This window comes from Clostridium sp. AM34-9AC (genome assembly GCF_003480225.1).
GTDB lineage: Bacteria > Bacillota > Clostridia > Lachnospirales > Lachnospiraceae > Acetatifactor > Acetatifactor acetigignens.
This window is the reverse complement of sequence record NZ_QUIU01000030.1, coordinates 7,269-29,486: the sequence shown is the minus strand read 5'-3', so window position 1 is coordinate 29,486 and position 22,218 is coordinate 7,269. Positions and strand designations below refer to the sequence as shown.

The 22,218-nt window shown below is 49.9% G+C and carries 16 protein-coding genes; 6 read left to right on the top strand and 10 right to left on the bottom strand.

The features are described from left to right. Nucleotides 1–137: 137 nt before the first annotated feature. Nucleotides 138–1,544 (bottom strand): PLP-dependent aminotransferase family protein, encoded by a 1,407-nt coding sequence (locus DW835_RS15315; RefSeq protein ID WP_243037209.1) that lies wholly within the window; start codon nt 1,542–1,544, stop codon nt 138–140. A gap of 183 nt (nt 1,545–1,727) precedes the next feature. Between DW835_RS15315 and DW835_RS15310 the strand changes: the two genes are divergently transcribed. Further along, on the top strand, nt 1,728–2,516 hold the full coding sequence (locus DW835_RS15310) for an SDR family oxidoreductase (protein ID WP_117466166.1): 789 nt from the start codon (nt 1,728–1,730) through the stop codon (nt 2,514–2,516). A 13-nt stretch (nt 2,517–2,529) separates the two neighbouring features. Beyond that, nucleotides 2,530–2,862: a nuclear transport factor 2 family protein gene (locus DW835_RS15305; RefSeq protein ID WP_118539162.1), complete on the top strand. Its 333-nt coding sequence runs from the start codon at nt 2,530–2,532 to the stop codon at nt 2,860–2,862. A gap of 104 nt (nt 2,863–2,966) precedes the next feature. Here DW835_RS15305 and DW835_RS15300 read toward each other — a convergent pair whose 3' ends face one another. Then, nucleotides 2,967–4,118 (bottom strand): SH3 domain-containing protein, encoded by a 1,152-nt coding sequence (locus DW835_RS15300; protein WP_022313404.1) that lies wholly within the window; start codon nt 4,116–4,118, stop codon nt 2,967–2,969. Between the two features lie 135 nt (nt 4,119–4,253). Between DW835_RS15300 and DW835_RS15295 the strand changes: the two genes are divergently transcribed. Next, nucleotides 4,254–5,714 (top strand): DUF6056 family protein, encoded by a 1,461-nt coding sequence (locus DW835_RS15295; protein ID WP_118669635.1) that lies wholly within the window; start codon nt 4,254–4,256, stop codon nt 5,712–5,714. 62 nt (nt 5,715–5,776) lie between these two features. On the opposite strand, the gene trpS is transcribed toward DW835_RS15295, so the two are convergent. Together trpS and coaBC are read right to left on the bottom strand one after the other, a co-directional pair. Beyond that, nucleotides 5,777–6,865 (bottom strand): tryptophan--tRNA ligase, encoded by a 1,089-nt coding sequence (gene trpS, locus DW835_RS15290; protein WP_022313406.1) that lies wholly within the window; start codon nt 6,863–6,865, stop codon nt 5,777–5,779. Nucleotides 6,866–7,000: 135 nt separating this feature from the next. Beyond that, on the bottom strand, nt 7,001–8,197 hold the full coding sequence (gene coaBC, locus DW835_RS15285; protein WP_117466170.1) for a bifunctional phosphopantothenoylcysteine decarboxylase/phosphopantothenate--cysteine ligase CoaBC: 1,197 nt from the start codon (nt 8,195–8,197) through the stop codon (nt 7,001–7,003). Nucleotides 8,198–8,394: 197 nt separating this feature from the next. Here coaBC and DW835_RS15280 point away from each other — a divergent pair, with 197 nt between their 5' ends. Both DW835_RS15280 and DW835_RS15275 read left to right on the top strand, forming a co-directional pair. Next, nucleotides 8,395–9,024 carry an ECF transporter S component gene (locus tag DW835_RS15280; RefSeq protein WP_118669636.1) on the top strand — a complete coding sequence of 210 codons (630 nt, stop codon included), beginning with the start codon at nt 8,395–8,397 and terminating at the stop codon, nt 9,022–9,024. 13 nt (nt 9,025–9,037) lie between these two features. After that, nucleotides 9,038–9,820: a type III pantothenate kinase gene (locus DW835_RS15275; RefSeq protein WP_172594785.1), complete on the top strand. Its 783-nt coding sequence runs from the start codon at nt 9,038–9,040 to the stop codon at nt 9,818–9,820. On the opposite strand, the gene DW835_RS15270 is transcribed toward DW835_RS15275, so the two are convergent. The 6 genes from DW835_RS15270 to DW835_RS15245 form a co-directional block, all read right to left on the bottom strand. Then, nucleotides 9,801–11,294 carry a glutamate synthase subunit beta gene (locus tag DW835_RS15270; RefSeq protein WP_118669638.1) on the bottom strand — a complete coding sequence of 498 codons (1,494 nt, stop codon included), beginning with the start codon at nt 11,292–11,294 and terminating at the stop codon, nt 9,801–9,803. The two genes, DW835_RS15275 and DW835_RS15270, sit on opposite strands and share 20 nt — an antisense overlap. A 152-nt stretch (nt 11,295–11,446) precedes the next feature. Then, the gene (gltB, locus tag DW835_RS15265; protein ID WP_118731396.1) at nt 11,447–15,994 is read right to left on the bottom strand and encodes a glutamate synthase large subunit; all 4,548 of its coding nucleotides are present in this window, start codon (nt 15,992–15,994) and stop codon (nt 11,447–11,449) included. Between the two features lie 307 nt (nt 15,995–16,301). Continuing rightward, nucleotides 16,302–17,105 (bottom strand): glycosyltransferase, encoded by an 804-nt coding sequence (locus tag DW835_RS15260; RefSeq protein WP_022313132.1) that lies wholly within the window; start codon nt 17,103–17,105, stop codon nt 16,302–16,304. Between the two features lie 252 nt (nt 17,106–17,357). Next, nucleotides 17,358–18,893, bottom strand: coding sequence for an HAD hydrolase-like protein (locus DW835_RS18740; RefSeq protein ID WP_118669640.1), 1,536 nt, complete (start codon nt 18,891–18,893; stop codon nt 17,358–17,360). A 151-nt stretch (nt 18,894–19,044) separates the two neighbouring features. Then, on the bottom strand, nt 19,045–19,545 hold the full coding sequence (greA, locus tag DW835_RS15250) for a transcription elongation factor GreA (protein ID WP_118669641.1): 501 nt from the start codon (nt 19,543–19,545) through the stop codon (nt 19,045–19,047). Nucleotides 19,546–19,746: 201 nt separating this feature from the next. Next, on the bottom strand, nt 19,747–20,712 hold the full coding sequence (locus DW835_RS15245; RefSeq protein ID WP_118505127.1) for a phospho-N-acetylmuramoyl-pentapeptide-transferase: 966 nt from the start codon (nt 20,710–20,712) through the stop codon (nt 19,747–19,749). A 404-nt stretch (nt 20,713–21,116) separates the two neighbouring features. Here DW835_RS15245 and nudC point away from each other — a divergent pair, with 404 nt between their 5' ends. Continuing rightward, nucleotides 21,117–22,052 carry an NAD(+) diphosphatase gene (gene nudC, locus DW835_RS15240; RefSeq protein WP_347559397.1) on the top strand — a complete coding sequence of 312 codons (936 nt, stop codon included), beginning with the start codon at nt 21,117–21,119 and terminating at the stop codon, nt 22,050–22,052. The last annotated feature ends 166 nt before the right edge of the window (nt 22,053–22,218 follow it).

Sequence of the window (22,218 nt, the reverse complement as noted above, 5' to 3'; positions counted from 1 at the left end):
AATTACAAAAAATTGTAACTATTCAGAACCCCATTCGCAAAACCGCTACTTCGTAGCTTTCCTTTTGCTCATGTGGTTACTTCGCCATATAAAACTGCTTATCTGCCTGAATGCAAGCATTCGCAGAATGCAGTTTTTCATGGCTCTGAATAGTTACAAAATATCTCCTCCAGCGCCCCAATCACCTTCTGTAATATCTCATCCGCCATATCCGAATAGTGAATGACCAGAATTCCCCGATATTTCTGCGCATCCGCAAAGCAATATTCCGACAGACAGTTCACGAGAATTCCCCGCTGTCTGGCCGCCCACTTGATCTCCACATCACTAAGTTCCGTCCGCACATGCAGCAGAAAATGAGTCCCGGCATCATCCTGATAGATCTGGCTGATCTGACTTAAAGGTGACTCCCGAAACATCCGGCAGATCCGCTCCCGCTGCCCTCTGTAATCGTTGAGCAGTCTCCGGATATGGCGTTCAAAATACCCTTTTTCCAGAAACGCTGCCATGGCATACTGTTCAAAACCGGATACCGTGCAGGAATAAAAATTCATAGTGGAAATATAGCGTTCCATCAATTTCTCCGGCAGCACCATATAGCCGATACGCAGGGATGGCACCATGGTCTTGGAAAAAGTGTTGATGTAAATAACTCTGTGGTTGCGGTCCATGGACTGCATGGAGGGAACCGGCTTTCCCACCATGCGGAATTCACAATCGAAATCGTCCTCCACGATATAGCGCTCCGGTTCCTTCGCCGCCCAGCGAAGCAGTTCCTGCCGTCTTCCCACTGGCATGACCAGTCCGATGGGAAAATGATGTTCCGGCGATACATGCGCCACGGTAATACCCTTTTGATCCAGCTGTTCCACTTTCATTCCCTGACCGTCAATGTCCACATAATCCCAGGTCACACCGCCCACATCATACAGTTTCGTAATCTTGCGATACCCAGGATTTTCCACACCGAATTTTGCATTTTTGCCCAATAACTGTAGCAGACGACTGTAGAGATATTCTGTTCCCGCTCCCACAATAATATGATCCGGTGACACATGCATGCCACGGTACCGATACAAATGCTCTGCAATGGCCACCCTTAGTTTTTCCACTCCGTTAAAAGGAACCGTCTTAAGCAGAGACGTATCATAATCCGTCAGGGTCTGCCGCATGATCTTCGCCCAGGTGGCAAAGGGGAACTTATCATATTGAATATTGTTGGCCGTCAGATCCGCCAGATATTCTTCCTCCCGGAAACGGGTCACAAAGGATGCATAGGCTGGGGCGGAGACGTTCTTCACTTCCAGACGGTTGACAAAATACCCTCTCTTTTCCTCCGACCGGATATAGCCCTCCAGCAGCAGCTGTTCATAGGTATTCTCCACGGTCTTGACACTGACCTGTAAGTGCTCGGCAAACGCCCGCTTCGAAGGAAGCTTCTCACCGGCAGTCAGCCGGCCGCTCAAGATGTCAGCTTTCATCGCTTCATATAAGTATTCATACATGGTTTTTCTGCCACGGGCAGTCAGATCATAGGTCAGCATCTGGTATCCTCATTTTTTCTTATTTTGGTTATTTAAAAGATATCAGATTTTATTATAATGAACTCATAAAGTAAAAGCAAGCAGGAAGGACAGATTCTCCCCCCGCCAAGGGGGTGACTCCTCAAGAGGGCAGCTCCTCAAGAAGAGCAGGATTTTCCTTCGGAAAACAAGGGAGGATTTAACATGGGCGTATATGCAATCACCGGCGCATCCAGCGGAATCGGCGCCAAGACAAAAGAACTGTTACTTCAAAAAGGACACGAAGTCATCAATATCGATCTGAAGGACGGCGATATCTGCGTGAACCTGGCAACCCCGGAAGGAAGACAGGCCGCTGTAGACAAGCTGCATGAGCTGCATCCCGAAGGTCTGGACGGCATGATCTGCAATGCCGGTGTCTCCGGTGCCTGCGGCAATCTGGAACTGATCATTTCCCTGAACTATTTCGGAACCGTAGCCATTGCAAAGGGCGTCTATGACCTCCTTAAGAAAAAACACGGCAGCTGCGTAGTCACCGTATCCAACACCATTTCCCAGGGTGCGGGACGTAAAGATATCGTAGATCTGCTGAACAATATCGGTGATGAAAAGAGAGTATTAAGCCTGGTATCCTCCATGGATTCCACTAACCTCTCCGTGGGCAACAGTCTCTATGTATCCACCAAATATGCTCTGGCCAGATGGGTCCGCAGAGTCTCTGCTACCTGGGCTGCCAACGGTGTCCGCATCAATGCGGTAGCTCCCGGCAACGTACATACTGCCATGACCGCTACCATGAGCACCACCGCGAAAATGGCACTGAATGCCCTTCCCATTCCCACCAAGTACGGTCAGGAATGTCTGATGGCTCCCGAAGAGATCGCTGAGGTGATGGTATTCCTGGCATCCGATTCCGCCAGAGGTGTCAACGGCAACATCATGTTCGTAGACGGCGGTACTGACGCACTGTTAAATTCTGAAAAGGTATATTAAGGAGGAACACGCTATGAGACCCATTGAAAAATATGTAGAAGCTATGGAAAATAAAGATTTTGCCGGACTTGCAGAGTTGTTCACCCCTGATGGCATTCTGTGTGACTATTGTACCACCTCCGCTTCCCAGCAGGAATATCATATCTACGGAAAAGAGGCCATCAATATGTTCTTCCGTAACAAATTCGGTTTCCGCCGCTACTCCATTCTGGATGCTGAGGTCGTAAATGATGAGCAGGCCGAGTTCATTGCCAACTTCGGAGGCTACAACATCATGGCCATCGCCACGGTTCGTGAGACCGATGAAAACGGTCTGATCCAGAGACTTACCGTAAGACCGAAATAATTTTTGCTATCCCCTTATACTTTTCTCTATATAGAATCTTAATGTAAAAGAAGCTGCACCCTACGGTACAGCTTCTTTTACATTCTATCTTCCGAATACGTCGGTCATTCCGGAGCACTGCCAGAGATCACATAGCTGGTCACGGCATACAGGATCTCACCGTTGTACTCCACTCTGGACCAGCCAGATCCTTCACTGTAGCCGGTACGATGCAGATTGGTTCCGTTCCGCACCTGGGTACGTACAGTGCTCTCTCCCTCGCTGGTGCTTGGTTCCGTCCGCAGATTGATCAGATCTTTGGGGGTAATATAATCATCACAATCCGTAAAGACGATCACTCTGCCGTCCTGGGTGCTGACGCGGTTGGGATATGTCGGCTTCTCCGGGGTCTTATAGGTAAGATCCGTGGTCAGATATGCTGATACTGCATAAACCGTCTGACCGTTGTATTCCAGTCTGGACCATCCGGTGGAATCGTTCCTTCCGGTGCGTACCAGAGTCTCTCCGTTCTTCAGCTGCCCTACCACATTGCCCTCATCTCCGGTATAGGGTGTACTGCGAAGATTACTCACATCCTTGGCAGTGACCGTCTCGTTCACATCACCGAACGTCATGGAATTTCCCTCCGCAAGAGCATCTCCCGTATTATTGGTAGCGGGGACTTCGGTTGCCACCGGTGCCTCTGTCGGCTGCGGCTGTGCTTCCGGAGCCTGTGTAGGTGTCGGTTGCGGTGCTTCTGTCACTGCTGCCGCAGGCTCCGGAGTAACCGTCTCGGGGATTTGTGTAGTCTCCGGTTCCGCCGTTGCCACCTTTTCCGATGCGATCCCGGTCTCCGGGGTCTCTGCAGAAGCCTGTTCTGAGCTCTGCGCTTCTGTTGTCACCGCCGCGAATTCATTATTTTCCGTAGTTCTGTCATGATGGCTCAGTTTCCACAGCGGAATACAGATCAGGACCGCCAGAACCATCATGCCCGCAAAAGCCGGAATCATCCATGGCCGGAACCGGAAGCCAATCCCGTCCCCCTCGTCGAAGTCATCCAGGTCATCCCCTTCCGGATACTCCCCATAGTCCTCATCCTCCGTAAAGTCCTCCGATTCCACAGTATACGGATCCTCTGTATCACAGGTTGTTTCCCATACAGCATCATCACGTCGTCCCGCCTGTTCAGAATCCACCTCTGCATCCGCAAGTTCTTCATAGTCAAAATTATATTCTTCCGGTTCCCTTTTCCGGTCTCTGACACCCTTTTCTTCCATGGCATGCCCTCCTTCCGCCATCTTTAAGCTGATTATATACTTCCCTCTTTTGCAAAACAAGTACCTTTTCCTGTCTTTGCAGGTATGTTATACTGACTGTAGCATTATAAAAACCTCTCAGGAGTTATATTCTCTATGAAAAATAAACTTGCCAAATGGAAACCTTATATTTTCCTCGCGGTCCTGCTCGCCAGCCTGGTTCCTCTGGTATGGCTGGGGCGTTACAATTATCCCACCGGGGATGATTATTATTACGGTACGGAAGCCCATCTGGTCTGGCAGCAGACCGGAAGCATACCACAGGCCATTTCCGCCGCCTGTGCCGGTGTCGCCAAAAGCTATCAGATCTGGCAGGGAACCTATTCAGCGCTGTTTCTGATGTATCTTGCGCCCAATGCCTTCTCCAATACCGCCTATCATCTGGTGACTTTTGTGATCCTTCTTTTGCTGTGCGGCAGCATTTTCTATCTGCTACGGCCTCTGGTCTGCCATTTTCTGCCGGGGATATGTGGGGAATGGATCACGATTTCCTCAGTATTCAGTTTCCTGTGCATCCAGACAGTGGCCTTTCAGAGCGACAGCTTTTACTGGTACAACGGCTCCATGTATTACACCGGTTTCTTTGCCGTGACCCTGTTTTTCCTGGGCACATTGCTTCGCTACCTGTACAATGGGAAAAAGATACTGATGCTTCCGCTTCTCCTGTTCGCAATTTTCTTAGGCGGTGGCAATTACGTGTCCCTTCTCCCCTGCATGCTGTTTGTGGTAACCGTAACCTTTCTACTGCTATTGCAGAGAAATAAAAAGACTTATGTCTGCGGAATTACCTCCGCTGTTCTCCTGCTATCTTTTGCCGTCAGTGCCATGGCCCCCGGCAATCAGGTGCGGCAGGACGGCATGTGGAAAATTCCCGCATGGAAAGCCATTGCAAAGTGCCTGTTGCAGGGTGTCCGCTATACCTTCGCCTGGACCGGACTGTGGTGGCTGCTTGCCGCCCTGCTTCTGCTGCCGGTCTTCCTGCGCATTTTACAGAAGAAAAACGGAGGGTTTTTCTCCCATCCCCTCCTTTTTACCGGATATTCCTACGGATTGTTCTGCTCCATGTCCTGTCCTCTGTTCTATACCATGAACTCCACAGGACCCGGCCGGGCCGTAGCCATTGTCTACTATACGTTTCTGCTGATCAGTTTTGCTGTGTTCTTCTACTGGCTCGGATATATAGTCCGGAAGCTGCAAATGCGTCAGAATACTCCGGAGAAAATGTCGGTCCTCGGCAAGTTGAAAATTGCCCGTTATGTCGCCATGACGGTCCTGTTGGCCGTCATCCTTTTCACCGGAGTATGGCAGGAGACCTCCGCCGCAAAAGCGATCCAGGTGCTGGCAGACGGGGAAGCCGCTGCCTATGCTGCAGAATACGAAGAACGACTGCTTCTGTTGAATAATCCGGAGATTACGGATGTGGTTCTGACGCCGTTTATCCATCAGCCTGCCATGATCTATACCGGTGATCTCCCCGGAGACCCGGAGGATCCCACCAGTAAAAAGACCGCCCAATACTTTGGAAAAAATTCCATATACGTAGATTACAGCAATTAATCCCCCAAAAAAGGACGCTTCCGGTTTTTCCGGAAACGTCCTTTTGTTATCTTTTACTATTCTTATTGTCCTTCGTACTTCTCACTCTGCATACGGATCAGTTCTGCATCGTCGAAGTAATTGATACGCATAGCGCTCTTTACCTCAGACAGGGTCTGTGCTGCCACTTCACGGGCCTCGTCACTGCCCTTCTTCAGGATCTCATATACTGCGGGAATATCCTTCTCCAGTTCTTTTCTACGGTTACGGATGGGCTCCAAGGTCTCCTGCATTACGTTGTTCAGGAACTTCTTCACCTTCACGTCACCCAGACCGCCTCTGGTATAATGCGCCTTTAACTCGTCCAGATTTGCGTAATCCGGCAGGTATCTCTCGAAGTGCTCCGGCTTGCAGAAAGCATCCAGGTAAGTGAATACCGTGTTGCCCTCCAGATGTCCGGGATCGCTGACCAACAGATGCTCGGGATCGGTGTACATGCTCATGATCTTGGTGCGTACATCGTCTGCGCTGTCTGCCAGATAGATGCAGTTGCCAAGGGATTTACTCATTTTCGCCTTGCCATCGATGCCGGGCAGTCGCTGACATGCCTCATTTTCAGGCAACAATGCCTTGGGCTCTACCAGTACCGGTGCATATACGGTGTTGAATTTGTGTACGATCTCTCTGGTCTGTTCGATCATGGGCAGCTGATCACCACCTACGGGAACGGTGGTCGCCTTGAAAGCGGTAATATCGGAAGCCTGGCTGATGGGATAGGTAAAAAATCCCACAGGGATGCTGGCTTCGAAGTTACGCATCTGAATCTCACTCTTTACGGTCGGGTTTCTCTGTAATCTTGCTACGGTTACCAAATCCATGTAATAGAAGGTCAGTTCACACAGCTCGGAAATCTGAGACTGGATGAAGATTGTTGCCTTACTGGGATCCAGTCCGCAGGACATGTAGTCCAGCGCCACTTCGATAATATTCTGACGCACCTTCTCGGGATTCTCGATATTGTCCGTCAGTGCCTGTGCATCTGCGATCATGATAAAAGTTTTCTTATATTCACCGGAATTCTGCAGCTCTACACGTCTTCTCAGGGAGCCTACATAATGTCCCACATGTAATCTTCCGGTAGGTCTGTCACCTGTCAAAATAATCTTGTCCATTTCGTCCTCTCAATCCGCCGTCTACGCGGCTATACATCATTGCTTCTATCATACCATCTTTTTGCATAGAAGCAAATGATTTTTCTACAGAATTAACGCTTTGTGTGCAAGCCCCCTCGCATTCGTTCTGCTGTTCTATGGCTGAACTATTGCAAGCAACTTATCCAGAATTTTATGTGCCACCTGTTCCTTGCTCATCAGTTCCAGGCTCTCCTCGGAATTCTTTGTGATCAGTGTCACAATATTGGTGTCCGTGCCAAAGCCCGCTCCTGCGCTCTTCAAACTGTTGGCACAGATCATGTCACAGTGCTTGCTCTCCAGCTTCTTCCGGGAATTCTCCAGTACATTTTCCGTCTCCATGGAAAATCCACACAAAATCTGTCCCGGTCTCTTGTTTTCCCCAAGGGTCTTCAAAATATCCTTCGTCCGCACCAGAGGGATCGACATGTCTCCGTCTTTTTTCTTAATCTTATTGTCTGCTGTCACTGCCGGGGTGTAGTCTGCCACGGCTGCTGCCTTGATGACAAAATCATAGTCCTGCGCTCTGGACACGATTGCATCGTACATCTCTTCTGCCGTCTGTACCGGCACCACATTTACAAACAAAGGCGGCTCCACATCCGTATGGGCTGCCACCACCGTCACTTCTGCGCCGCGGTGCATTGCAGCTCTCGCCAGGGCATAACCCATTTTTCCACTGGAGTGATTCGTGATAAAACGCACCGGGTCAATGGGTTCTCTGGTGGCACCTGCGGAGATCAGCACCTTTTTGCCCGCCAGATCCTTCTCGCAGGCGATCTCCTTCACCACGGCTTCGAACAGTACGGACTCCTCCGGCATTCTGCCGTCACCGATATCGCCGTTGGCCAGCATTCCCGTGGCCGGAGTGATGATCTCATAGCCGAAATGCTTTAATTTTTCGATATTATCCTGCACGATGGGGTTGTGATACATATTATGATTCATGGCAGGGGACACAATCTTCTTGCAGGGACATGCCATGACCGTAGTAGTCAACATATCATCTGCGATGCCGTTTGCAATCTTGCCGATCACATTGGCAGAAGCCGGTGCCACCAGAACCACATCCGCCCGCTTTGCCAGTGCCACATGTTCCACACTGTACTGGAAATTGCGGTCAAAGGTGTCCACCAGACATTTATGTCCCGTCAGACTTTCAAAAGTAATGGGGTTAATGAACTGCGTGGCATTCTGTGTCATCAGCACTTCCACATCACAGTGCTGTTTTAACAGCATCCGCGCTACATTGGCCATTTTATATGCAGCAATACTTCCCGAGATTGCCAGAACTACGGTCTTTCCCTTCAGCATAGTCGTCTCCTTTTGCCTGATTTATCAAAAATACTTCAAAACTGTACTCCTAAAATACCATAAGTGCATATTTTATGCAAATATCACTTTTCTTTTTGTCCGGGATATGATATAAACAGTAGGAGTGTCCCGAATCACCGGGGCAGCTTGTATTGTATCTCCCAGAGGGAGAATGGTAACAAGGAGGAAAATTTCATATGAACAAACAAAGTAAGACAATGCGACTCACGTTGATGGGATTGTTTGCTGCGGTACTTTTGCTGATGGCTTATACCCCGCTCGGGTACCTGAACATCGGCCCCCTGGCAATCACCTTCAATGTCATCCCCGTTGCACTGGCTGCAATCACTCTTGGCCCTGTAGGCGGAGCCGCCATGGGAGCAGTATTCGGATTGACCAGCTTTTTGCAATGCATCGGTGTGGGAGGCACCAGCGCCATGGGAGCAATGCTTTTTGGCATCAACCCTGTGTTGGCCTTCATCCAGCGTTTCATCCCCAGACTTCTGGACGGATTTCTGTTGGGATATGTCTTCCGTTACAGCCGCAAAGCCGTAGGAGACAGAATCGCCTGCATAATCACCGGATTTTGCAGCGCATTTTTCAACACCGCATTTTTCATGTCCCTTTTAGTACTGCTGTTCGGCAATACTTCCTATGTGCAGGGACTGATGGGTGGTAAAAACGCGATTTTATTCATCTGCTCTTTTGTAGGTGTGAATGCGGTCTTCGAGATGTGTGCATCCACGTTCCTGACCGGAGCGGTAGGGCTGGCACTGATCAAGGCAAAAGTCATTCCTGTATATCAGAAAGCAGAGTCTGCAGCATAACAGGAGTATACCCGTGGTACTGACAATCGACATCGGAAATACTACGATCGGCATCGGGGGATTTCAGGGAAATAAGCTGCTCTTTATTGAGAAGATATCGTCCCGCCGTCCCCTGTCTGATGCCGGATATAGAAAAAAACTGAATATGATTTTAGACAAACACGGTCTGTCCGCCGAAGCCTTTGAGGGATCTGTGATCTCCTCGGTTGTGCCTTCGGTGACAGCCGTTTTTTCCTCTGCTCTGGAAGCTTTTCTGGGGCAGAAGCCTCTGCTTCTTACCCATGAACTGGATCTTGGCTATGAGATCTGTACGGAATTTCCGGAAAAGGTGGGCTGCGACCGCCTGGCAGATATCGCCGGAGCCATTTCCCGCTATCCTCTGCCACTGATCACCATTGATCTGGGCACCGCCACGACATTTAACGTGTTGGATGAGAACCGTCGCTTTTTAGGCGGCCTGATCCTTCCCGGCGTGGGAACCGCCCACAGGGCACTTTTAGGCAGGACCGCCCAGCTCCCGAAAGGGGACATTCATATGCCCGCCCACACCATCGGTGCGAATACGCAGGAATGCATCACCGGAGGAATGCTCTTGGGCAACGCCTGTGCCATCGACGGACTGATCCGCCGTATCCAGACAGAGTTAGGGCAAAAAGCAACGGTCGTTGCCACCGGAGGGTACGCAACGACCGTCATTCCACATTGTGAAACGAAGATCCATATCGATCAGAATCTTCTTATGAAGGGTCTGAGATCCATCTACGAGAATAATACCTCTACTGGATCACCAGATTAGAGTAGCCCATCAGGCTCTCATCCACAGCATGTGCGGCTTCTCTGCCTTCACGGATCGCCCACACCACCAGGGACTGTCCTCTGTGCATATCACCGGTGACGAATACATTTTCCACACTGGTCTGGTATTTGCCGGGGGCAGTTTTTACGTTGGTGCGTTCATTTAATTCCACCCCGAAAGCATCGGTAATATATTTCTGACTTCCCAAAAATCCTGCTGCGATCAGTACAATCTCCGCATCCAGGATCTGCTCACTTCCGGCAATCTCCTGCATCTTCATGCGTCCGGTAGCCGGATCCTTTTCCCAGGACAGCTTCACGATCTTCACGGCTTTCAGGTTGCCGTTCTTATCCTTGATAAATTCCTTGACCGTAGATTCATAGATTCTCGGATCCTGTCCGTAGACTGCAATGGCTTCTTCCTGACCGTAATCGGTCTTGCAGACCTTCGGCCATTCGGGCCAGGGATTGTTCTCTGCTCTCTTGTCCGGAGCCTTGGGCATCATCTCGATCTGGGTCACAGACTTGGCACCGTGACGGATGGAAGTTCCCACACAGTCATTACCGGTATCACCACCGCCGATGATGACCACGTTCTTACCCTTGGTCTCCACATATTTTTTATCTTCAAAGTTCGAATCCAGCAGGCTCTTGGTATTGGCTTTCAGAAAATCCACCGCGAAATAGATTCCCCTGGCATCTCTGCCTGGCGCATTGATGTCTCTGGGATTGGAAGCACCACAGGCCAGTACGACACGGTCAAAATCATGTAACAGCTTGGATGCCTTGATGTCCTTACCGATATCCGTACCGGTGACAAAGGTGACGCCCTCTTTCTTCATGATGGCTATCTTACGGTCAATGATCTGTTTCTCCAGCTTCATGTTGGGGATGCCGTACATTAACAGTCCTCCCACACGGTCGGAGCGCTCAAATACTGTGACCTGATGTCCTCTCTGGTTCAGCAGATCCGCCGCTGCCAGTCCGGAAGGACCGCTGCCGATGACTGCCACCTTTTTGCCGGTACGCACCACAGGGGGCTTGGCTGCCGCATAACCCTCGCTGTAGGCGTTTTCAATAATTGCATATTCGTTCTCCTTGGTGGAGACCGGATCCCCATTCAGTCCACAGGTACATGCCGCCTCACACAGAGCCGGACATACTCTGGACGTGAACTCGGGGAAATTGTTGGTCTTCTTCAGGCGGTTGTAAGCCTGCTGCCAGTTGCCGGTATATACCAGGTCGTTCCACTCCGGCACCAGATTGTGCAGGGGGCATCCGCTGGCCATACCGCAGATCATCATGCCCGACTGACAGAACGGCACACCGCATTCCATACATCTGGCACCCTGTAAACGCTGCTTTTCCTTCGGCAGATGCTCATGGAATTCATTAAAATGCTGTATTCTCTTCTTCGGATCCTCAGCCACGCTGACTTCCCTTTTATATTCCATAAATCCCGTTGGTTTTCCCATGACTCTCTCCATTCTGCAGACGCTTCGGCATCGGAAGAATCGCGAACTAAATTTCATATTTAGTTCTGCGATAAACTAATTTGTGGCGCCCGCGGCACAAATTAGTCGTGTGAAAAGCAATCTATCAAGATTACTTTTCACACTGCCTCCATTTACTTTCTGGTGTTGGCATAGAATGCTTCGATCTGTGCCTGCTCTGCGCTCAGTCCCTTTTCCTCCATCTGGACGATGGTCTTCAGGACTCTCTCATAGTCATGAGGGATGATCTTCTTGAACTTGGGCAGATACTCTCCAAAGTTATCCAGCACTTCCTTACCCTTGGCGGAGTTGGTCAGTGCCACATGCTCCTGGATCATGGATTTCAGTTCCAGCACATCATATTTGGATGTGATCTCACTGGAAGATACCATTTCCTTATTCAGGCGTTTGTACAGATCGTTGCCTTCATCCAGAACATAAGCGATACCGCCGCTCATACCGGCTGCAAAATTTTTACCGGTGGGGCCTAAGACTACCACACGTCCGCCGGTCATGTACTCACAACCGTGATCACCCACACCTTCGACTACCGCAATGGCACCGGAGTTACGTACGCAGAAACGTTCGCCTGCCACACCGTTGATGAATGCTTTACCGGAGGTTGCACCGTACAGTGCCACGTTACCGATGATGATGTTTTCCTCCGCCTTGAACCTGCTGCCCTGAGGGGGATATACCACCAGCTTACCGCCGGATAAGCCCTTGCCGAAGTAGTCATTGCTGTCGCCCACCAGCTCCAGTGTCAGGCCCTTGGGGATAAAGGCTCCGAAGGACTGTCCGCCGGCACCTTTACACAGTACATGATAGGTATCTTCTTCCACGTCATCGCCCAGTTTTCTGGTGATCTCACTTCCGAGGATCGTACCGAAGGCACGGTCAGTGTTGCTGACATCCACTTCGATACTGCGCTTCTGTCCTGCATCGATGGCTTTTCCTAACTGCTTTAATAATACCTTCTCATCCAGTGTCTTCTCTAACTGGAAGTCATAGACCTGTCTGGGATCGAAGGTCACCTTCTGCTTGCTGCCCTCGTAAGGATTGCTTAAGATCTGGGTCAGATCCACTTCCTCCTGACGCTCGGTCAGATGCTCTTTTCTCTTCAGCAGATCGGTTCTGCCCACCAGTTCATCTACGGTACGCACGCCCAGTGCTGCCATGTATTCCCGCAGCTCCTGTGCGATAAATTTCATAAAGTTTTCCACATATTCCGGCTTACCGCGGAAGTTTTTCCGCAGCTCCGGATTCTGGGTAGCCACACCTACCGGACAGGTATCCAGATTACATACTCTCATCATGACACAACCCATGGTTACCAAAGGAGCGGTAGCAAAACCGAATTCCTCGGCGCCTAAAATGGCTGCGATGGCTACGTCTCTGCCACTCATGAGCTTACCGTCGGTCTCGATACGGACTTTATTACGCAATCCATTCATGATCAGGGTCTGATGGGTCTCTGCCAGTCCCAGTTCCCAGGGTAGTCCGGCATTGTGGATGGAGTTTCTCGGTGCCGCACCGGTACCGCCGTCATAACCGGATACCAGGATGACCTGGGCTCCCGCCTTGGCCACACCGGCTGCTACGGTTCCCACACCGGCTTCGGATACCAGCTTCACGGAGATTCTTGCCTGGGTGTTGGCATTTTTCAGATCATAGATCAGCTGCGCCAGATCCTCAATGGAATAAATATCGTGATGAGGGGGCGGAGAGATCAGGGACACACCGGGTGTGGAATGTCTGGTCTTGGCGATCCAGGGATATACCTTTCCTCCGGGCAGATGTCCGCCCTCGCCGGGTTTTGCTCCCTGTGCCATCTTGATCTGGATCTCCTGTGCACTCACCAGGTAACGGCTGGTGACGCCGAAACGTCCGCTGGCTACCTGCTTGATGGCGGAGCAACGGTTCAGTCCGTCCGGTCCTACGGTCAGACGGTCCAGATCCTCACCGCCCTCACCGGAATTGCTCTTGCCGTGCAGATGGTTCATGGCGATGGCCATGGTCTCATGGGCTTCCTTGGAAATGGAGCCATAGGACATGGCACCGGTCTTGAATCTGGTCACGATGGATTCTACCGGCTCTACTTCCTCGATGGGCACGCCCTTTTTCGGATAGTTAAAGTCCATCAGTCCTCTGAGGTTCTTGATGGAATCTTCGTCATTGACCATGGCGGTGTACTGCTTGAACATCTGGTAATCACCGCGTCTGGTGGATTCCTGTAACATATGGATGGTAGCGGGATTATACAGATGCTCGTCACCGCCGCTACGCATCTTGTGATGTCCGGGGCTGTTTAAGGTCAGATCGTTTTTCAGTCCCAGCGGATCAAATGCCTGAGAGTGCAGGTCGTCTACCTGCTGCTCAATATCTTTTAAGGTAATACCTCCCACACGACATACGGTGTTGGAGAAATACTTACTGATAACTTCCGGCGCGATACCGATAGCCTCGAAGATCTGGGAACCCTGATAGGACTGGATGGTACTGATACCCATCTTGGATGCGATCTTGACGATGCCGTGGAGGACAGCATTGTTGTAATCATCCACTGCTGCATAGTAATCCTTATCCAGCATATTGCTCTCGATCAGCTCCTTGATGGTATCCTGTGCCAGATAAGGGTTGATGGCGCAGGCACCGTAACCGAGCAACGTAGCAAAATGGTGTACTTCTCTGGGTTCGCCGGACTCCAGGATCAATGCGACTCTGGTTCTCTTCTTGGTGCGTACCAGATACTGGTTCAGGGCAGATACAGCAAGCAGGGAAGGAATGGGCACATGGTTCTCATCCACGCCTCTGTCGGACAGGATCAGAATGTTCACGCCTTCTCTGTAAGCTCTGTCCACTTCCACGAACAGTCGGTCAATGGCACGCTCTAAGCTGGTGTTCTTATAATATACGATAGGTACGACTTCTACCTTGAAGCCGTCTACTTTCATGTTCTTGATCTTCAAGAGATCCGTGTTGGTCAGGATCGGGTTGTTGACCTTCAGAACGTTACAATTCTTCGGAGTCTCCTCCAGGATGTTGCCCTCGGTACCGATGTATACGGTGGTGGAGGTTACGATCTCCTCTCGGATAGCATCAATAGGCGGGTTCGTCACCTGTGCAAACAGCTGCTTGAAATAATGGAACAGCGGATGATTCGTCTTACTCAGCACTGGCAGTGGCGTATCCACACCCATGGCTGCGATGGCTTCGCTGCCGTTCTTTGCCATCGGCAGAATGCTCTGCTTCATTTCATCATAGGTGTAGCCAAAAGCCTTCTGCATCCGCTGGCGCTCTTCGTAGGTGTATTCCGGTACACGATAGTTCGGGATATGGATGCTCTTCAGTTCGGTCAGATTGTTGTCCAGCCATTCTCCATAAGGCTGTCTGGAAGCATATTTTTCTTTGATCTCCTCATCGTCGATGACTTTTCCCTGTACGGTATCGACCAAAAGCATCTTACCGGGGCGAAGTCTTTCTTTTACTTTGATCTTCGTGGGATCAATGGGAAGCACACCTACCTCAGAGGACAGGATCAGGGTATCGTCATCCGTGATCATGTAACGGGAAGGACGCAGACCGTTTCTGTCCAACACAGCACCCATGATATCTCCGTCGGAGAACAGGATGGATGCGGGACCGTCCCAGGGCTCCATCATGGTAGCGTAATACTGATAGAAATCTCTCTTGGTCTGGGACATTGCTTTGTTGTTCGCCCAGGGCTCGGGGATGGCGATCATGACTGCCAGAGGCAGCTCCATGCCGCTCATTACCAGGAACTCCAATGTGTTGTCCAACATCGCGGAATCGGAACCGGTCTTGCTGATGGCGGGTAATACCTTATGCAGCTGACCCTTCAGATGCTCGGATTCCATGTTCTCTTCGCGCGCCAGCATCTTATCGGCATTGCCGCGGATGGTGTTGATCTCACCGTTGTGTACCATCAGACGGTTCGGATGCGCACGCTCCCAGCTGGGGTTGGTGTTCGTGGAGAAACGGGAATGTACCATAGCAATGGCAGATTCGTAATCCTCACTCTGTAAATCTGCAAAGAAGGTACGAAGCTGTCCTACCAGGAACATTCCTTTATATACGATGGTTCTGCTGGAAAGGGAGACTACATAGGTATCATCGGAAGACTGTTCAAACACACGTCTTGCAATGTACAGTCTGCGGTCGAAGGGCAGACCTTTTTCCACATCCGCAGGCTTTTTCACAAAGCCCTGCATGATGTAAGGCATGCACTCCACAGCCTTGTGTCCCAGCACATTGGGAAAGGTGGGCACTTCACGCCAGCCGAGGAATTCCATTCCTTCCTTTTCCACAATGATCTCGAACATCTTCTTCGCCTGGTTGCGGCGCAGCTCTTCCTGAGGGAAGAAGAACATGCCAACACCGTATTCTCTCTCTCCGCCGATTTCCATGCCCAGAGCCTTTGTAACTCTTGCAAAAAATTTGTGGGGGATCTGGGTCAGAATACCGACACCGTCACCGGTCTTACCTTCCGCATCCTTACCGGCTCTGTGCTCCAGATTCTCTACGATCTTCAGCGCATTCTCTACGGTAGCACGGCTTTTCTCACCGTGAATATTGACACAGGCTCCGATACCGCAGTTATCATGCTCAAATTCTTCCCGATATAACGGTGCCTTGGGCAGCTCCTGTTTTACATCAAACATATAGTTCTCCTTTCCGGGTTTCTATTTCTCTCTTTTTCATCTGTCTGTTACTATTCATAACCTCATTTGCAAGACCGTGCTTTCAGCACTTTCCTGCAACTAAAAAAGGTCGCAATGAGACTCTTTCGAGCGCCTCATTGCGACCTTTTCTGTACTATACACCTATTTTTCTCATTTGTAAATATAGATTTTTCCTTGAATTGTCAGATAATTTGTCAATTTAGTTATTCACACGGCTGTTGTCTGTGAATTGTGCCAATTTTCTTTTTTAAGCCATGCTTTTAGCACAACTCTTTGGGGATTTTCCCTATTTTTCCTGTCTTCGACCATACACTTTGCTTGCCAGTCCCTGATAGATTGCAGAGAAATGTCTGCTTTCTGCCATTGCGGTCCGGAGAGGTGCCAGGGTCAGTGCCATCACAGCGCGGTAACGGAACAGTTCTACGGGTTTCATGTATTTTGTCGTGATCTCCTTATGCTCTGTGGCACTGCGTTTCAGGTTCTCCTTTGTCTCGGAGTAGCCGCCGCCTTCGTAGGAAGATACGGTAAGCCCCAGATACTGCATGGGAGCCTTCGCCCGGTAATAGCACCACAGAAAATGTTCATAATCTGCGCGGATCTTGTATTTTGGTTCGTAGGGCTTCTGTCGGCACAGGTCTGCGGCATAGAAGCAGGACTGATGGCAGGGAATGTTGCGGTAGCAGACAAAGCCGGTGATTCGGGGCGGGGATGATATCTTCGTGTCCGTTTTCGCGCTGTAGGTATCTCCGTAATAGATGCCTTGCAGTTTCATAGGGTGCTGTTCCATGAATTGTGCGGTGTGTGCCAGAACTTCCTTGTCATAGAAGAGGTCACCGCAGTTTAAGAACAGAATGTAATCTCCGGTCACATGAGAGACCGCCTGGTTCATAGCCTCGTAGATGCTGTGATCCGGTTCCTGGTAGAAATGGATCCGCCCGTCAGTGCGCATGGACTCTATGGATCCGTCACGGCTGCCACCGTCCTTGACGATGACTTCGAAGTCTGGGCAGGTCTGGGCCAGGATACTGTCAAGGGTCTGATTCAGTTTGGTGCCGGGGTTCAGGCATACTACGATAATGCTGAATTTCATATGTTGCTCCTTTTATAATGTCTCATGATATCTCATTATGCCTCGCAGTCTCAAACAGGGTAAGGAACGCGGCACGTTCTCACTCTGCGCAGAGCGTAACGGTACATAAGTGACCAAAGTACGGTCACTAAGTGCCGACGTCTGCTTACGGCCTGCTTATCCTTACCCTGTTTTCGACTGCCGGGTTATGAAGTCAGCCCATACATCTTATGAAAGTGTTAGGACTGACTGAAAATGCATTTTGTTATTCGGTTAAAATATATTTTTCTGTCGGTGCAGTGTAATCAGGGATGCTGCTGCCACTACCAGGAATACCACGCACACGGGCCAGCTGACGAAGCCGGTGACGGCGATGGCGGTGTAGGACAGGCAGTAGGCGAGGACATTGGATGCCACATGAACGAACACTGCCATTTTGAATTCTCCGAAATACTCATAAGCGTAAGCCATGAGGCAGCCAATGAGAAAGCCGTAGATGCCCTGCACGTAGTTCATGTGGTAAACGCCAAAGATCAGAGCAGACAGAGCTATAGCAAGCTTCAGATCCATAAATCTGCGCAGGTAACCATAAATCACTCCACGGAACAGTAATTCCTCCGCAATCGGAGAGATAAAGCCGAATACCAGAATACCCACAATAAAGTGTGCGGAATATTGCTGGGTTGCAACTTCGGTATAGGCTTCGGATTTATTGGTCACACCCAGAAGTTCAAACAGGAGGTTGAAACCGATAACGGCACCGATGGTGACTGCCACCAGCAGGGCATATTTTGCCTTACCTTCTTTTTTCAGATGGCTTAAATGCATATCCTCTTTGTTCTTCGTGATCAGAAGCTTTGCCGTGGACCATACCGCCAGTGCTCCGCCGATGAAGCCCAGTGCCGCTATGATACTGGAGACATCTCCGGAATAGCCGTTATAGGCGCCGGTCTCATCCCGCAGGATCAGCAGATCTACCAGTCCACCGGAAGCACCAGACTGTGCCAGCTGATACAACAGTGCCAGTAGCGCATACTGCACAGCATTGCGCACCAGGATAAACATCAGGAACGAATACACCATGGTCCAGATTCTCTGGTACATGGGATTTTTCTTTTTATTGTCGGGATTGCTGTTCACCAGTTCCTCGCTGCCGCGAAGCAGAAATTTTTCCAGTTCTTCCACGGATTGTACGATGTAGTCCGCTTTTGCTTCCTTTAACTCTTCCTTGCTTCCGTAGCCATAAGTCACGCCCACGCTCTCCACGCCCAACGCTCTGGCTCCTTCCACATCGAACTTTCTGTCACCGATCATGTAGACCTGATCCGGCTCTATGGGATTCTCCTTGAACAGCTGATGCAGGGTCTCCTGCACCACCTGATCCTTCGTCTCTCTGGTGCCGTCCAGCTCACTGCCTACCACCACGGCAAAATATTTTTTCAGATCAAAATGCTCCAGTATGCGTTCTACATAGATCTGGGGTTTGCTGGAAGCCAGTGCCAGAAAATAGCCCTTGGATTGCAGGTTCTTCAGCATCTCCGGAATACCGGCATAAACTTCATTTTCAAAAATACCCGTATTCTGAAAACGCTCTCTGTATTTTGCCACGGCCTCCTCCGCCTGCTCAGCGGTAAAACCGTAGAATTCCATAAAGCTGTCCCGTAAGGGCGGTCCGATAAAAGGCTCCAGCTTGTCCAGATCCGGTTCCTCAATACCGAAAGAGTGCAGCGCATACTGCACGCAGGTCGTAATTCCAATTTTGGGATCTGTCAGTGTACCGTCCAGATCAAACAGCAGATATTTTTTCATTCTTATAATTCCTTTTTTTGTATCTGTTCCAAGCCCTGTAACTATCGCAAAATATTCATTGAATACCGGGATCCGCAAGAATATTCTGTAATTGTTATGAGGCTCTGAATAGTTACCCTTTCTTTCTATAGCTTGTGGGGTCCGCAAAGCATTAGAAGCTGCGGATCTTGTCCCCGTCATCCTCAGTGTTTTTCAGTGCCTTGATCTCTACGTCATAGCCCACATTGGCATTGACCTGCACATGGACCACATCACCCACTTTTTTGCCAAGCAGTGCCTTGCCCAGAGGAGATTCGTTGCTGATCAGACCTTCCAGTGAGTTTCCGCGAACGGTGGTCACGATCTTGTAATCCTCCTGGGTGCCGTCATCGATAAATTCCACGGTAACAGTGTTGTTGATGCCCACCTCATCCACGGCGGAGTTCTCGGAGATCACCTTTGCGGTCTTGATCATTCTCTCCAGATAACGGATCCGGCTCTCGTTCTGATTCTTGTATTTTTTCGCTGCATAATATTCAAAATTCTCACTGAGATCTCCGTGGGCTCTGGCTTCCTTCACGTCCTCCAGTGCCTTGGGACGCACCACCAGCTTACGATACTCGATCTCATCTTCCATTTTCTTAATGTCAGTGGGGGTTAATTCATCGTACATAATTTCTCCATTCCTATCTGTTCAATTACTTATATCATTTATTGAAAGTTTTTCTCCCGGCTCGGCACATGCTGATTTTCTACCAACAGCCGTCCTTCTTTTTCTTCGGCGACCGACCTTTTTCCTTCCGGCAGCCAACCTTCTTTTCTTGCAGAGGATGACCGGTCGCAGTCTCTATGCTGTCCCGGTGTGCCTAGCATTCTACAACTGCATTGCGTAGATTACCGCCAGAGACAGAATGATCTGAATAATGGCAAAACGGAATACGGTCTGTGTATTGGACCAGTCCCACACCTTACGCACATGATCATGCAAGGGAGTACGCACATTTTTCAAAATATGAATCTTCAGGAAGCGGAGCAGGGAAACCTTAAGCAGTCCCAAACCTCCGTCCAGAATCAGCACCAGAGCCAGCGGAATAAACAAAAACGGACAGCCGCTCTTTAAAATAGCGATGCTGATGAACAGTCCCATGGCCCGGGAACCCGCATCTCCCATCATCAGCTTACTGGGTGTTGCATTGTACCACAGATAACCCAGAATGCATACGGCAAACAGCAGGATCAGGAAAGAATAGGTCTCATTGACGTCCTTCATACGGTCCACGATATAGATGGACATGATCGTAATGATCGAGAGGGTTCCGGAGAGTCCGTCCACACCATCGGAGCAGTTGGTCACGTTCACGGAGGTCCATACCAGGATCACCGTGAGAATGGCGAATACCACAGGCGGCAGGGTGAACTTTACATGAAACAGTGCCAGCTCCACCACGTTGGAATTATATTTCAGGAACGTGATGGCTACCAGTGCCGCCACGCACAGATCTAAGAAACCTTTTTTGTACTCACCCCATGGAGTCTTGGAAGCATCGTCCAGAAATCCCGTCATCATGCATACCACGATCAGCAGCAGATAGATCACCAGCTCTGCGCTTAAAGGGGAAAACAGCAGAACGGATGCCACAAATGCCATGACAAAAATAATTCCGGCACCTCTGGGTTTCCCCGCAGACAATTTTCCGTCATGGGCAAATTCTCTTCCTGCATCCTTGGGCAGATACGGACTTAATTTCGCCGTTGCCAGTACCGTCGCTCCAAAAGCAAAAAGGATTCCAAAAAAAGCAAGGAGAGAACTGCTTCCCTCCGGCAAGATCATCTGTAACATACTATCCCTCGTTTCCACATGAGATACTCACTTTTGTACTCTCATGCTGTATTTTCTGATAAATTCCGTAACTGTTCACAGGGGCATTCGAGAAATGAACACCTCAGAACAGTCACAAAATATTTTAACACAAATATCCCGGAATCTCAAATAATTTCCACAACAGTTCAGTTCTGAACATATCTGGGCGCAGAAATCATGCTTGCATGATTTTGCGGGCAAATATGTGCAGGAGCTAAGCGCCAATCTATGAGCAAAGGTAGTCACGAAGTGACATAAAAGCGTGTTAACGCGACTCCCGTGAACGGCGCGGCTGAACTGTTACGTTTGACAGTTCTCCCACGGTGGACTACTATATTCTTATGAACACTTTCTGAAAAATAGCCATAAAAGGAGAAATGCCTATGATGATCCATAAAATTGAACCACATAAATACTATCCTGAATTCCGAAATCAGGAGCCAAAGCCTTCCGATTATCTGCTGTTATTTGACGGAGAAAAGGTCTATCTGCCCTCCCATACAGAAAACAGTGATGTAACGGATACTTCCGCCGGTGCCGGCATCTCTGAGCACCCTCAAGTATATCTTCCTACTTTTGAAGAAGTCCATGGACTCTTGGGAATCCGTCAGCCTATAGAACGTTTTTTTCTGGACTGTGAATATCTCTTTTCCATTGATGACCGAGCATTCTTCCGCAAGACGACGGAGGACGCCGGTGCTCTCATGCTCCCGGAAGAAGACCTCTACGCTTCCGGTATGTTCCGTAATTTTGAGCCGGAATATCTGGCATTTGCCGGAATCACTGCCACCCAGATCAATCGTTTCCGTCTGGACCGGAAATTCTGTGGCCGCTGCGGGCATCCCACAGTTCCTAGCACTACGGAACGGGCCTGCATCTGTCCGGAGTGCGGTCAGATTGAATATCCCAAGATCTCTCCAGCCGTCATTATTGCCATCGTGGATACCGAGCGGGACAAGATCCTGCTGACCCGTTACGCCGGCGGTTCCTATCGTCACTGGGCACTGGTGGCCGGCTTCGTGGAAGTCGGTGAGACCTTCAAAGGTGCTGCCCGCCGGGAAATCATGGAAGAAGTCGGTTTAAAGGTCAGCGATCTGGTCTATTACAAATCCCAGCCCTGGTCCTTCAGTGATTCCGCCATGATCGGCTTCTTTGCGAAGCTGGAGGGGGATCCTTCTATTACTTTGCAGGAATCGGAGCTTGGCGAGGCTGTCTGGTTCTCCAGAGAGGATGTCCCGGATCTGCCCTCCACTATCAGTGTCGGTCAAGAAATGATCACATTATTCAAGAATGGTGGGGATCCGTTCTGCCAGAGATAATTGATACATTTGAAAGTTTTTCACTTCTATTCCATGATATACCTTGGCTTTGTACCCCCGTGGTTTCATGCCCCGGGGGCTTATTTAGTTTCTTTTCCTCTCTGCGCCCCGCTCTCTCAATCTTCCCGGGGCTTAATCAGCTTCTTTTCCTTTCTGCGCCCCGCTC